We start from the raw sequence: 13,355 nt of genomic DNA on the forward strand, positions 1-13,355 counted from the left end.
CGGGGCGGGGGCCACATGTTCGCTTTCCTGGTCAATATCAGCCTGCGGGCCCGGCTGCTGGTGATCGTGCTGTTCGCCGGCGGCATGGTCTATGGCGGCATCTCGCTGAGCAACCTGCCGATCGACGTGCTGCCCGACCTCAACAAGGGGCTGGTGACGATCGTCACCGAGGCGCCCGGCCTCGCGCCGGAAGAGGTCGAGGTGCAGGTCTCCGCCCGCATCGAGTCCGCCATGGCCGGCGCCAGCGGCGTCACCCGCGTGCGCTCCTCGTCGACGACCGGGCTTTCCATCGTCTTCGTCGAGTTCGGCTGGAACGGCGACATCTATATCGACCGGCAGATCGTGGCCGAGCGGCTCGGCCCGGTGCAGCTTGAGCTGCCGGTCGGCGTGCGGCCGATCATGGCGCCGATCTCGTCCTACATGGGCGAGATCATGCTGGTGGCGGTCTCCAGCACCACGATGTCGCCCATGGAGCTGCGCGAGCTCGCCGACTGGACCATCGGCCAGCGGCTGAAATCGGTGCCCGGCGTCAGCCGCATCGTGCCCATCGGTGGTCTGGTGAAAGAGTACCGCGTCACCCTCGACATGCTGCGCATGAGCCAGCTCGGGGTGTCGGTCGAGCAGTTGCGGCAGGCCCTGCAGGCGTTCGGTTCCAACACGGGCGGCGGCGTCGTCAATCAGGGCAACCAGGAATTCCTGATCCGCAACGTGTCGCGCACGCAGAACCTCGAGGATCTGCGCAACGTCGTGGTCGACCATCGCCTGGGCCAGCCGGTGCTGCTGCGCCAGTTCGCCGGCGTCTCCTTCGAGCCCAAGCAGCGGCGCGGCTCGGCCGGGCTGGAGGGCCGCGAGGCCGTCGTCATCTCGGTGCAGAAGCAGCCGCAGGCCGATACGGTGAAGCTGACCGCCGAGATCGAGCAGGTTCTCGCCGATCTCCAGCGCTCGATGCCGCCCGGCACGGTGGTGAACGAGTATCTGTTCCGCCAGTCGGACTTCATCCATGCGGCAGTGGGCAATCTGGAGCAGGTGCTCACCGAGGCCATCGTGGCGGTGGCGATCATCCTGTTCCTGTTCCTGTTCAACGTGCGCACCACCACCATCTCGCTGGTGGCGATCCCGGTGTCGGTGCTGACCACCTTCATCGTGTTGCGTTGGCTCGGCCTCACCATCAACACCATGACGCTCGGCGGCCTCGCCATCGCCATCGGCGAGTTGGTCGACGACGCGGTGGTGGACGTCGAGAACATCTACCGGCGCCTGCGCGAGAATGCGCAGAAGGCGGTGCCGCTGCCGGCCATCGAGATCATCGCCTCGGCCTCGCAGGAGGTGCGCTCCTCCATCGTCTATTCCACCGCCATCATCGTGCTGGTGTTCGTGCCGCTTTTCGCACTGCCGGGCATCGAGGGGCGGCTCTTCGTGCCGCTCGGCATCGCCTATATCGTCTCGATCCTGGCGAGCCTCGTGGTGTCGATCACGCTGACGCCGGTGCTGTGCTCCTTCCTGCTGCCCAACGCCAGGAGCATCGAGCACCGCGACAATGTGCTCGTGCGGACGATCAAGCGGGGCAATACGCGGCTGCTGCACTGGGTGCTGGGCCATCCGGTGCCGGTGCTCTCCTGCATCATCGCCGCCGTGGTGGTCGCCGCCGCCGTCGTGCCGACACTGCCGCGTTCCTTCCTGCCGCGCTTCAACGAGGGCGCGCTGGTCATCACCATGATGCTGGAGCCGGGCGTCTCGCTCGACGAATCGAGCCGCATCGCCGCCACCGCCGAGAAGCTGCTGCAGGCGATCCCCGAGGCGGTGAAAGTCGGCCGGCGCACGGGGCGCTCGGAGGCCGACGAACACGCGCTCGGCGTCAATGTGACCGAGCTGGAGCTGGAGCTGCGGCGCGACAAGCGCCCATTGGCGGCGGTGATGGCCGATGTGCGCGAGCGCCTCGGCGGGCTGCCGGGCTCGTTCAGCATCAGCCAGCCGATCGCGCTGCGCATCGACCACATCCTCACCGGCGTCTCGGCGCAGGTGGTGATGAAGATCTTCGGTCCCGACCTCGACACGCTGCGCACCATCGGACGCGACGTCGAGGCGTGGCTCAAGACCATTCCCGGTCTGACCGACGTGAACATCGAGCGCCAGGTGCCGGTGCCGCAGATCCAGGTGCATTTCGACCCGGACCGCGCGCTGCTCTATGGCGTGCAGCCCGGCGAATTGACCCAGCGCATCGCCCAGCTCACCAATGGCGAGGAGATCACCGAGGTCATCGACGGCATCAAGCATTTCGACCTCGTGGTGCGGCTCGGCGAGGCCGACCGCTCGACCGCCCAGCTCGGCGCGCTGCTGATCGACACGCCGGCCGGGCAGGTGCCGCTTTCCACCATCGCGCGCGTCTCCGAGACCTCCGGCCCCAACGAGATCCTGCGCGAGAACAACCAGCGCCGCATCCTCGTCACCGCCAATGGCGACGGCACCGCCGACAATCTCGTCGCCGGCGAGATCGGCGAGATGATGCGCAACCTCGCGCTGCCGCCGGGCTACTTCATCGTGTTCGAGGGCGTCTACGCCGAACAGGCGCGCTCGACGCTGCGCCTCGCCGGCCTCGCGACGATCTCCTTCCTGCTGGTGTTCTCGATCCTCTATGCCCGCTTCAAGTCGGTGCTGCTGGCCGGCATCATCATGGCCAACGTGCCGCTGGCGCTGATCGGCAGCGTGCTGGCGCTGAAGATCAGCGGCGTCGAGCTGTCGATCGCCTCCATCGTCGGCTTCGTGACGCTGGCCGGCATCTCGACGCGCAACGGCATCCTCAAGATCAACCACTACATCCACCTGATGAACCACGAGGGCGAGGTCTTCGGCGAGAAGCTGATCGTCCGCGGCGCCAATGAGCGCCTCGTGCCGGTGCTGATGACCGCCGCCTCGGCCATCGTCGCGCTGATCCCGCTGCTGATGGGTGCCGACGAGCCGGGCAAGGAGATCCTGCACCCGGTCGCGGTGGTGATCTTCGGTGGACTGATGAGCGCCACCCTGCTCGACACGGTACTCACGCCGCTGCTGTTCCAGCGCTTCGCGCCGCGTGCGCTGGACAAGCTGGCCGAGGCCTCCGAGACACAGCTGAAGGGAGCCTATTGATGCCAGCCTTGGCGGGCCGCGGGGCCGTCCTCATTCCTGTCCGGCCTCGTCATGGAGGCGCGGCATGATCATCGGCGTGCTCAACCAGAAGGGCGGCGTCGGCAAGACGACGCTCGCCACTCACATCGCCGGCGAGCTGGCGGCCAATGGCGCGCGCGTCGCGGTGGTCGACGCCGACCCGCAGGGCTCGGCGCTCGACTGGGCGCAGACCCGCTCGCAGAGCGGCCTGCCGCGGCTTTTCTCCGTGATGGGCCTCGCCCGCGAGGTGCTGCACCAGGAAGTGCCGGACATCGCGCGCGGCAATGACCACGTCGTCATCGACGGACCGCCGCGCGTCACCGCGCTGGCGCGCTCGACCATCCTCGCCTCCGACCTCGTGCTGATCCCGGTCCAGCCCTCGTCCTACGATCTGTGGGCGAGCATGGAGATCGTCCAGCTGGTGAACGAGGCGCGGATGTTCAAGCCGGCGCTGAAGGCCGTCTTCGTGGTCAATCGCTGCATCACCGGCACGGTGGTCGGGCGCGACGTGCGCAACGCCTTCGACGACGGAATTCCGGCACTCAACACCGTCATTGGCCAGCGGATTGCTTTCGTCGAAAGCGTGGCGACCGGGCGACTGGTGCGCGAACTTGACCGCCGGGGCGCGGCGGCAAGCGAGATAGCGGCTCTGACCGCCGAGATCATGGAGCAATGAGCATGACGGCGAAGCGCGTCACGATTGGAGCCAAGCCGATGCTGGTGCCCCGCGCCGAGACGGAGATCGCGAACGGCGCGGACGAGACCGCCGCGCTGGCCCCGACGCCCGCCTCGATCGAGGATTGGCTGCGCCAGGGCGAGACGCGCAAGGAGGAGGCGTCGGCGGAAGAGGCCGCGCCGGTCTCCGAGGCGTCCGACGCGAAGGTCGCGGAGGAACCTGTCGAGGCCCCCCCGGTAGTGCCGGCCGTCGTCCAGAGTTTGGCCGCCGCCGTGCCGCTCGCCGCCGCTGCCGCCGCGGGCGAAGCCACGGGGACCGCGCCGGAGCCCGCCGCTGTCGGAGCACACCCCGAAACCGGGAAGGTTCCCGACGCTTCCGCGCCGCGTTCGTCCGGTCCGGCCGTGCCGCCATGGGCGGGTCTCGCGGGAGGCGCCGCGGCTGGCGCCATCGCTGCTGCGCTCGTCGCCTGGCTGCTGCCGCAATGGGTGCCGTCGATCGACGCGCGCATCACACCTCTGTCCGAGCGCGTCGCCCATATCGAGACGGACCTGCGCGGCACCGGCACGCAGTTCGGCAAGCTGAACAACGAGATCGCGCAGATGCTCGACGAGCAGGGCGCGGCGGTTGCGCGGCTCGACCGGCAGTCCGAGGCGCTCGATGCACTCAGGCAGGCCGTGGCGGCCGAGGCACGCCGTGTCGATCCGTCCGTCGGCATCGGCTCGCCGGTCTTCGCCGTGGCGCTCGCCCAGCTGCGCTCGACCTTCTATTCCGGCCGGCCGTTCGAGGCCGAGCTGGTGAACGTCTATGCCATGGCGGGCGGCGACGACCTGTTCACCGGCTATCTCACCGAGCTGATGGGTCCCGCCCGCACCGGCGTGCCGAACGCGGCCGAGCTTCACCGCGTCTTCCCGTCCTATGTGGCGGCGGCGAAGCTGCACATTGGCGACCCGGCCGGCTACTACCAGTACGGCATGTCGCTGATGAACCGCTATGTCGGCCTGGCGACCGAATCGCACAAGGCCGAGATGGCCAATCTCGCCGTCACCCGCGCCAATGCGCTGCTGATCACCGGCGACGTCGCCGGCGCGGTGAGCGCGCTGCGCGATCTCGATCCGCCATCGGCGGTGACGATGGCGCCGTGGCTGGAGGCCGCGCGCACCTATCTGCGCAACGAGACCGCCATCGCCGAGATGACCCGCATCGTCGTCGACCGGCTGCGCGAGCGGGTGATCAAGGAAATGCCGGCGGCGGGAGGGCGCGATCCGCTGGCCACCGATCCGCTGACCACGCCGCCGCTGATCAACGAGCCCGCGACACTGGCACCGGCTGCGACGCCGGATCCGGTGAGCGCGACGGTGCCGGCGGATCCCCTATCGACGGATGCGTCGCCGGTTGACCCGGCGGCGCCGGCGCAGGCGACCATGCCATGAGGGCCGACGCTTACTTCGTCGCGCCGGGCAGGGAGGCTTCCGGCCGCATGTCGATGATGTTGCCGCCGACGATGCGGGCGCCCTGCGCGGACACGCCGGCATCGGCTTCCAGCAGCATCTCGCTCGACAGCTCGGCCGAGATTTCGACCAGCAGGTCGGCTGCGAGGCCGAGAACGATGACGGCGACGGGAACGAGGTAGAACATGCGCGACCTCCGGGCAGTCCCGACAATAGGAACGGCACCCGCCCGCGTAAAGGGAGGGTTCGCTGCTTCCGCCCGTCCCGTTGGCTCTTGCTCCCGTACGGGAAGGGCTCATGATGCCGGTCGTGCCGCCGCGCCGCCGTGCGCCTTCGCGCCGGCCGGTCCGACGGCCGAGCGAGGCCGTGGCCGATGACCGAGCCAACCCCAGACGCCGGCGCGCCCGGCGAGCGTGTTTCCGCCGCGCCGGCGCCCGGCCTCGGCGACGAACCGATTCGGCCCGATCCGCCGGCGGCGGAGCCACCGGTCGGCGAGGCGGAGGCGGCTTTGGAACGCGAGCGCTGGCTGCGCGCGCAGTTCGAGCGCGAGCATCAGGTGACGCTGTCGGTGATGCGCATCCTGCTCGGCAGTGCGCGCGACCAGAACCGGGGGATGCGCTTCTGGCGCTGGCTGATCGACGATCTGCGCTCGGAGGAGCGCCGGCAGCAGGCGCTCTATCGCACCGACGGCCAGATCGACGCCGCCTTCGGCCGGCGGCCCTGGACCTGGTAGGCGGTGACGTGGTGAACGACATTCTGGTGGACGATATCTCGGTGGACGACATGCGGAACGGGAAGCGGAATGGGCGCAAGGCGGCCGCGCTGGCGGCGGTGGCCTTCCTGTCGCTGGCGCAGGCACTGCCGCCGGTGGCCGGCAGTGCCCTCGCCGAGGAGGGGCACGACCACGGCCCGGCGCCGCGCACCATCTCGGTGGCCCCGCGCACGGAAGCCCGCATCGGCAACCAGGAGGCCGTGCTCGCCTATGATCGCGGCAAGCTGGTGCTGTTCCTCCAGCGCTATGCGGACGGCCAGCCGACGTCTGGCGCCCAGATCGAGATGACGATCGATTTCGTGCCCGTCAGCTTCGAGGAGGTGGCGCCCGGCACCTATGTCGCCACCGATGTCATGCTCGCCGCCGGCCGCAACGATCTGGAGCTGAGCTACAAGATCGGCGAGCGCGACGGCACCGATACGCTGACGCTGAACCTGCCGCAGGGTTCGACGGAAACGACGGCCACGCGCAAGATGAACGCGCCCGGCTCGGCCGTCTCCGGCCTGCTGCTGGCCGGTCTCGCCATCGCCATCTATGCCGGCATGACGGCCCTTCTCGCGCTGAGGTCGCGTACGGCGTGATTCACTCAGGCGTTCAGATTGTCGACGCTCACCTGACCCGTCAGCATCACCCAGGCCGAGGCCCAGCAGATGCCGATGGCGATCAGCCCGCCCAGCATGTAGAGCAGGATGGGCAGCAGGTCGCGCCCGTCCTCCAGCGGCACGATGCCTGCGTCGACCAGCACATAGGCCAGGGACCCGAGCAAGGCGACGGAAAGCGCGATGCCCGGCGGGCGCAACTGCCGCAGCACGACGCGCATCAGCAACGCATAGATGATCGCGTAGAGGCAGAGTATCGGAAGCTGCACCAGCCAGTCCTGCGACCAGCGCTCGCCGATCCAGTGCATCAGCGAATAGCCGCTCGCATTGTAGGTCGACATCACCAGGAACAGCGTGCCGAGCAGGCGCGTCGTGAACATGGTGAAGCCGAAATTGCGCGGGCGGGGGCGGCGGATGCGCAAGGGTCGCTTCTCCTGTCGGTATTGCCGGCAATTCTAGAGACTCGGCGGGGCGGCGCAAATCGCGACGTTTCCACCCGCGTGGCGGAGGCGGCGCGATGACGTTGCGCCGACCGTTCGCGCGCCTGTCCGCCATGCGCCTGTCTGCCATACGCCTGCCGTCGCTGAGCCCACGTCTGCAATATGCCGGCGGCATGCTGGTCTCCCTCGGGATCATCGCCGGCTTCGTCGGCGCGGCGTGGCGGGTGCTACCGCATGCGCCGAGCAATGAGCGCGTGCTCTATTTCCGCGAGGCGCCGCCGCTGACGATCACCTATTCCGGCACGGTGCCGGTCTTCGTCATGAAGCCGGACCACAGTGTCGTCCGGCACGGCGTGGCGACGATCGGGCCGGACGGACGCGTCCGCGTCGACCTGTTCCCCAGCACGATGGGCGCCTATGCCGAGGCGACCGAGGCGATCCTGGCCGATCCGAGCCTCGGCGTGCTGTGGGCGGCGGCGTCCGACAGCTCGCAGGCGCAGCTGCGTCACCGCATCACGCAGGTGCAGGACAACGCCGCGCAGGCGATTGAGCGCATCATCACCTCCGACGTGTTCACCAATGAGTATCGTCCGATGCTGCGGGCGATGCTGACCGACGCGATTTCCAGCGCCTGGCGCGACCAGCGCACCCAGAAGGCGGTGGAGGCGCTGCTGGCCAATGCCCAGCCGGCGATGCGCCGGGCGCTCGACGGGCAGGTCCGTGAGATTCTCGTCAGCCGTCTCTCCGCGGCGATCTGGCAGATGCTGCGCGCCAACTGGGCGAACGCGCTCGGCGTGCCCTTCGGCTACCAGCTCGATTACGAGCCGGCGATCCGCGCCATGACCGAGACCCTCGCCGATCCGCGCCTGCAGCAGGTGCTGCTGAATTTCGGCCGGTCGCAGCTTGAGACGGCAGAAGCCCGGCAGTTGACGGAGCGCATCGTCATCGGCTCGATCGACGCGCTGATGCGCGATCCGCGGGTGCCGACCGTGGTCACGCAGATGTTCTGGGACGTGCGTCTGCGGGCCATGCTGCGGCCCTTCACCGACTCGCTCTTCGCGCTCGCCGGCGCCTTGCCCCAGCATCTGGGCGGCCTCGGTTCGGAGAGCACGCTCAATCCCCTGGCCGCCCATGTCTTCAAGGCGTTCGCCGTGGCCTCGCGCACGCCGCTCATCATGCTGGTGACGCCGGACGACATGCGGCGCCTGAAGGCGATGGACAGCGATACGGCAGTGATGCTCGAACCACTGAGGGCGGGGAAGTGAGCGGGCTCATGCTGTCCATCCGCGACCTGACCATCACGACCCCGAACGGGGTGGATCTGGTGCGCGACGCGCATTTCGAGGTCGGCGCGCATGAGCTGGTGCTCATCATCGGCCCGAGCGGAAGCGGCAAGACCAGCGTGATCAACACGCTGTGCGGCCTGCTCGACGAGCGCAACGGCGAATGGCGCATCTCTGGACGCCTCAGCTATGGCGAGCGCGAGATCGACCTGTCGACCAGCCGCAGCGACATGTGCGGCCTCGTCTTCCAGGGCAATGCGCTGTTCGACGACCTCAGCGCCGGCGAGAATGTGCGGATCGCCGCCGATCATGCGCCCGAGTCGGCCCGCGGTTACGACGCCACGCCGATCATGTCGCTGCTGTCGGATATCGGACCGGAGCAGACCATCGCCTCGTGCAGCGGCGGGCAGAAGCAGCGCGTCGCCATCGCCCGCACGCTGATCGCCGGCCACCCGATCCTGATCCTCGACGAGCCAAATTCCGGCCTCGACATCATCTCCTCGCGGCGGCTCGCCGGCATCATCAAGGACATCTGCATAGAGCGCGGCACGCCGGTGCTGATCGCCGCGCATCATGTGGACGACCTGCTGCCGCTTGCCGACCGGGTGCTTCTACTCGACACTCGCAGCCGTTCCATCCGGGCCGTGGCACCGGACATGACCGCCATCGAGCGGGCGATGCGGGGGCTCGACATCGAGGGCGAGAGCGCGCTCGCCGCCGCCGAGAAGGGCACGCCGGCGCCGGCGGCCTCGGCCTGGCGCGGCATTGCCCGTCGCGGCCATCCGTGGCGCTGGTTCGCGCGCTATTTCGCCGAGTATTTCTGGGTGCTCTGCGCCTCGCCCTTCATGCTCGCCTATCTCGGGCTGGGCGGCGCCATACTGGGCTTCGTGTCGATCTGGTTCGGCTTCAACTACCATGCGTTCGGCGGCTATCTGAAGTCGATCCTGCATGACGAGACGCTGGCGGGCATCGGCTTCGTGCAGACCACGATCTCGGTGCCGCTCATCGCCTCGATCCTGGTGGTGGCGCGCAACAGCGCGGTGATCTGCGCCGATCTCGGCAACCGCACGCTGTCGGCGCAGCTTCCGGCGATGCGCAACCTCGCCATTCCGGGGCTACGCTATCTCATCGTGTCGATCCTCGTCGCCAACACGCTGTCGCTGGCCCTGCTCACCGTGGCGGCACTCGCGACCGCCTCCTGGTCGGCGTTGCAGACCTGGCTGCTGTTCTTTCCCGACCAGCCGCCGGAGTTCTGGCAGGAGAACTATTTCCGGCGGCTCATCGAGGCCGGTCCGACGCTCTACCGGCAGCTGGGCTGGGTGGGAGCCAAGATTGTGTTGAGTTCGCTACTCGGCAGTGGCGCGGCGATATACATTGGCTTGCGCCCGAAATTGTTCGTGGTATCGATCAACAACGCCATCGCCAAGGCGATCGTGATCGGCGTATCTTTGACGCTGCTTTCGCACGCGTTCTTCGCGATATTGCAGTTCTGGCGATGACGCCGGTGGGGTTCGGTCGCGTCGGCGTCGTGCGGCGGGGCGGTAAAGGGGTGGGAGCGGCGCCGGCGTCGGCGCGGTTCTTCGGAAGCGGGACGAGTGATGCCTAGGCAAGACACGGCAGGCGATCGGTTCATGGGCTATGTGGAGCTGGCGGCGCTGGACCGTCCGTTCCTCTCCAAGTCCGAAGAACGCCGATTGCTCGAGCAGGGCATATCGCAGTTCGGGCTCGATCCCTACGAGGCACGCGGCATCGTGCTCTATGTCGCCCAGCAGAAGGCCATCCGCCTCGAACGCGAGGTCGACAGCCGCATTCTGCCGATCCTGTCGCGCTATGGCGGCAAGGGAAAGAAGATCAACAAGAAGAAGTTCCGCGAGGCGACGGCGCTCTACAACGAGCTCGCCGGCGGTGTGCTGAGCGAGGAAGAGGCGCGGCTCTACGTCAAGCAGGTGATGGAGCAGAACCAGTTCCGTCCGAAGCGGACCATGGTGATGTCGCGCGGGTGGTATGATAAGATTGGCAAGGAAAAGAAGCCGGCTTCGGGCTTTTCGCTTCCTTTCCGTACGGTTTAGGCGTTGCCGGGCGGTACCCGGCGCCGGATTCCAAGCTTTGCCCTGCGCATATGGCGCGGCGGCGCATTCTGGGGGATAGCGGACCATGCGAAAGTCGATCCTCGTCCTGACCCTTGCCGCATTTGGCACGATGAGCGTGCTGGTCGCTCCGGTCGCCGCGCAGAGCGCGCCGCCGGCGACCCTTCCGGCGCCTACGGTCGAAGCCGCCCCGGTGCCTTCTCTGTCGAGCACCGTGCCGGTGCCGACGGATCCGGACGCCATAGATCCCTATCGGGTGATGGCCATAACGGTCGGTGCCGTCGGTGGCATCGTCGTCGCCAACATGCTGACCGCCGGCGTCGCCGGCTCGGCCATGGCGGCGGCGGGCACCGGCGCGGGCACGCTGAGCGCGGGCGCCGGCTATGCGGCCGGTGTAGGGCAGGTGGCGGTTTCCGCCGTCGGCGCCGTCATCGGTGGCTATGTTGGCGGCTGGATGTACGGCCGGTAATCCCGCACGCTTACGTGCCGGGGCGGCCGGAACGCCGATGGCGGGCGAGCCCGTCGTGACGGCCACATCTTACTGGCTGACGGCCGATGTGGCGGGGCGATTGGCGGTGAGCCAGTCGCCGAGCAGCGCGTCGCCGAGCCGCGTCAGCGCATCGCGCACCTGCACGGCGTGCGATTCTGCCGGAGAGGCGACCAGCACGGCGCTCTGCCAGACCACTACGTAGCCGCTGCGGATCCAGCCCACATCCTTGTCGAAGAACGACGCCTTCTTGTAGGCGCCGAGCATGATCGTCGAGTTGCACAGTCCACGGTCGCTGTCGCGCGCCGAGAGGATGGTGATGACCCCCAGCGCGGCGTCGGAATCGGTCGGCTTCATGCCGCCCGATTCAAACTGGCGCTGAAGCTCACGTACCAGCCCGGTGGATTCGAGGCCGCAGTCGAGCGATTCCACCGTGGTCGGGCTGGCGGTGATCCGCAGCGAGGTCATGCCGCGAAAATCCATGTCGCTGGCGATCCCCTGAGCGGCGGCCGGCCCGGACGACACCGCAGCCAGCCCGAGCAGCAGGGCACCGCCGACAAGCAAGGCGGCCGCACATTGTCGTAGGGGGCGGCGATGGAGCCGGTTCGCGAAGGGCCTGATCATTGCGTGGTCCACCGAGGAAGATGCTCCGACAATATGCGGCGCCGGCTTCATATCAAGCGCATTCGCGTCGGTAAGGGGGTGTGCGGGCGGTCGCCCGAAGCGTTGAGGGGTATCTGGATATGGATCCGACCCTATTCGCCGAAACCCTACGTCATCTCCGCTGTCAAATCCCCAAATCTGTTCGCCTCGCAAGATGAACGTGGTAGTGTCGTGGCACAGGCCTGAGATGTGCGCTACGGCACTGGCGGATTGTGCGGCCGCGGGACGATCATGCTCTACTACGTTGTGACCACGCTCGTTTTCGCCGCAACGATTGCCGCGACCGGAATCGTCACCGAGGTCGGTACGAAATATGTCGCCCGCTATTTCGTCGAGAACGAGAGCGGTGATTTCGGCATCAATCCGCCGGCTCAGGATCCCACTTCTTCCCCGGTGAGCACCCCGGCCGGCGAAACGCTGATGCGCGATGCGTCCGTTCCGGGCGGCACGTCGCGGGGCGTGACGGTCAGTCCGGTGGTGCCGATTCTCGCCAGCAACGCCGAAACGACGACGGCCGCCTTTCCCGCCCCGACCGGCAAGAGCCGGGGGACGCGGGCGGCGGATGGCAGCTACCGCGTCGCCTCGCTTTCCGACAGCGTGCCTGCCGGCGGCGGGACGCTCAAGGACGTGTCCCCGGCGGCCGGTGCCAAGGCCGCATCGGCGCCCTCGGCGCCTGACACGGCGGCCTTGGACTCCGCGATCGTCCCGCCGCAGGCCCAGCCGCGCGCGGCGCTCGACCTTCTGCGCGACACGCCGCACCGCCGGCCCGACGGTTCGGCCTTCCTGCCGATGTCGACCCAGCGCGTGTTTTCCGTGCGCTGGGCCGTCAGCCACAGCGCCGACGTCGCCATGGCCTACGAGATTCCCGGCCATGTGATCACCGACCCGTCCACCGGCACCTCGGTGAACGCCTCGCTCGCCGGCATCATCGAAGCGCATGCCGGCTCCTTCCCCTATCTCGGCATGCGGGTGCGGCGCGGCGACCTGCTGGCCTATCTGCAGCCGACCGTGACCGTGTCGGAGCGGGCGCAGATCGAGGCGCGGATCCAGCAGCTCTCCAACCAGATATCGCTCGCCGAGAAGCAGATGGAGCGGCTCGGCGACGTGCTGTTCGTGCGCTACCGCACCAACAAGATCGAAGCGATGAAGGTGCAGATCGACGGCTACCGGCGCGAACTGGTGTCGCTGCAGGGCGCTTTGGAGCGCCGCGAGAGCCTGCGCTCCACGGCGGACGGCGTCATCTCCAAGGTCTCGGCCGTCGTCGGCGGCACGGTGAGCCAAGGCCAGATCGTGTTCGAGATCGTCGATCCGGATTCGCTGTGGGTCGAGGCGGCGGCCTACGATCCGGCGATCGCCCAGAACGTGCGTTCGGCGACGGCGGTGACGAGCGACGGGCGCGCCTTTGCGCTCGAATTCATCGGCGGCGGCATGACGCTGAGCAATCAGGCAATTCCGCTGCGTTTCCGCGTCGTCGGTGCGCATGAGGGGCTGTCGGTCGGCAAGCCGGTGACGGTGATCGTGCAGCAGAACCGCACCATCGCCGGCATCCCGGTTCCCGCGTCGAGCGTGATCCGCGACGCCGACGGCCGCTCCATCGTCTGGGAGCGCACGGGGGCGGAGACCTTCATGCCGCGGCAGGTGCGCGCCACGCGCATCGCCGGCAACCAGATGGTCGTCGAATCGGGGCTTTCGGACGGCGCGCGCGTGGTCACCGAAGGCGCCAGCCTACTCAACCAGATCCGATAGGAGGCGCGCGGGT

Annotated in this window: 13 protein-coding genes; 10 read left to right on the forward strand and 3 right to left on the reverse strand. The window is 68.2% G+C overall.

The genetic code is table 11. The features are described 5' to 3' along the window. The first annotated feature begins 15 nt into the window (after positions 1-15). From AC1PZ7_RS11420 to AC1PZ7_RS11430, 3 genes are all read left to right on the forward strand, one after another. Positions 16-3,123: an efflux RND transporter permease subunit gene (locus AC1PZ7_RS11420; RefSeq protein ID WP_482355350.1), complete on the forward strand. Its 3,108-nt coding sequence runs from the start codon at positions 16-18 to the stop codon at positions 3,121-3,123. Between the two features lie 64 nt (positions 3,124-3,187). After that, positions 3,188-3,817, forward strand: coding sequence for a ParA family partition ATPase (parA, locus tag AC1PZ7_RS11425; RefSeq protein WP_482355351.1), 630 nt, complete (start codon positions 3,188-3,190; stop codon positions 3,815-3,817). A 2-nt stretch (positions 3,818-3,819) separates the two neighbouring features. Then, the gene (locus AC1PZ7_RS11430) at positions 3,820-5,247 is read left to right on the forward strand and encodes a COG4223 family protein (RefSeq protein ID WP_482355352.1); all 1,428 of its coding nucleotides are present in this window, start codon (positions 3,820-3,822) and stop codon (positions 5,245-5,247) included. Between the two features lie 10 nt (positions 5,248-5,257). Here the strand turns inward: AC1PZ7_RS11430 and AC1PZ7_RS11435 are convergent, their stop codons facing one another. Beyond that, positions 5,258-5,452, reverse strand: a complete 195-nt coding sequence (locus AC1PZ7_RS11435; protein ID WP_482355353.1) for a hypothetical protein — start codon at positions 5,450-5,452, stop codon at positions 5,258-5,260. Positions 5,453-5,638: 186 nt separating this feature from the next. Between AC1PZ7_RS11435 and AC1PZ7_RS11440 the strand changes: the two genes are divergently transcribed. Continuing rightward, positions 5,639-5,998: a hypothetical protein gene (locus AC1PZ7_RS11440; protein WP_482355354.1), complete on the forward strand. Its 360-nt coding sequence runs from the start codon at positions 5,639-5,641 to the stop codon at positions 5,996-5,998. An 11-nt stretch (positions 5,999-6,009) separates the two neighbouring features. Beyond that, entirely contained in the window at positions 6,010-6,618 is a 609-nt protein-coding gene (locus AC1PZ7_RS11445; protein ID WP_482355355.1) for a hypothetical protein, read from the forward strand. Between the two features lie 5 nt (positions 6,619-6,623). Here the strand turns inward: AC1PZ7_RS11445 and AC1PZ7_RS11450 are convergent, their stop codons facing one another. Continuing rightward, entirely contained in the window at positions 6,624-7,058 is a 435-nt protein-coding gene (locus AC1PZ7_RS11450; RefSeq protein WP_482355356.1) for a DUF6524 family protein, read from the reverse strand. 95 nt (positions 7,059-7,153) lie between these two features. On the opposite strand from AC1PZ7_RS11450, the gene AC1PZ7_RS11455 reads away from it, so the two are divergent. The 4 genes from AC1PZ7_RS11455 (at position 7,154) to AC1PZ7_RS11470 (ending at position 10,915) form a co-directional block, all read left to right on the forward strand. Beyond that, on the forward strand, positions 7,154-8,341 hold the full coding sequence (locus tag AC1PZ7_RS11455) for a hypothetical protein (RefSeq protein WP_482355357.1): 1,188 nt from the start codon (positions 7,154-7,156) through the stop codon (positions 8,339-8,341). 8 nt (positions 8,342-8,349) lie between these two features. Beyond that, complete coding sequence (locus tag AC1PZ7_RS11460) at positions 8,350-9,858, forward strand: ABC transporter ATP-binding protein (protein ID WP_482355358.1); 1,509 nt, start codon at positions 8,350-8,352, stop codon at positions 9,856-9,858. 132 nt (positions 9,859-9,990) lie between these two features. Next, positions 9,991-10,428: a hypothetical protein gene (locus AC1PZ7_RS11465; protein WP_482355359.1), complete on the forward strand. Its 438-nt coding sequence runs from the start codon at positions 9,991-9,993 to the stop codon at positions 10,426-10,428. A gap of 85 nt (positions 10,429-10,513) precedes the next feature. Then, positions 10,514-10,915: a hypothetical protein gene (locus AC1PZ7_RS11470; RefSeq protein WP_482355360.1), complete on the forward strand. Its 402-nt coding sequence runs from the start codon at positions 10,514-10,516 to the stop codon at positions 10,913-10,915. 69 nt (positions 10,916-10,984) lie between these two features. On the opposite strand, the gene AC1PZ7_RS11475 is transcribed toward AC1PZ7_RS11470, so the two are convergent. Next, positions 10,985-11,557, reverse strand: coding sequence for a hypothetical protein (locus tag AC1PZ7_RS11475; RefSeq protein WP_482355361.1), 573 nt, complete (start codon positions 11,555-11,557; stop codon positions 10,985-10,987). A 270-nt stretch (positions 11,558-11,827) separates the two neighbouring features. Here AC1PZ7_RS11475 and AC1PZ7_RS11480 point away from each other — a divergent pair, with 270 nt between their 5' ends. After that, positions 11,828-13,342 (forward strand): efflux RND transporter periplasmic adaptor subunit, encoded by a 1,515-nt coding sequence (locus tag AC1PZ7_RS11480; protein ID WP_482355362.1) that lies wholly within the window; start codon positions 11,828-11,830, stop codon positions 13,340-13,342. Positions 13,343-13,355: the final 13 nt, after the last annotated feature.

It is taken from the genome of Ancylobacter sp. TW_SC_1, assembly GCF_056836805.1.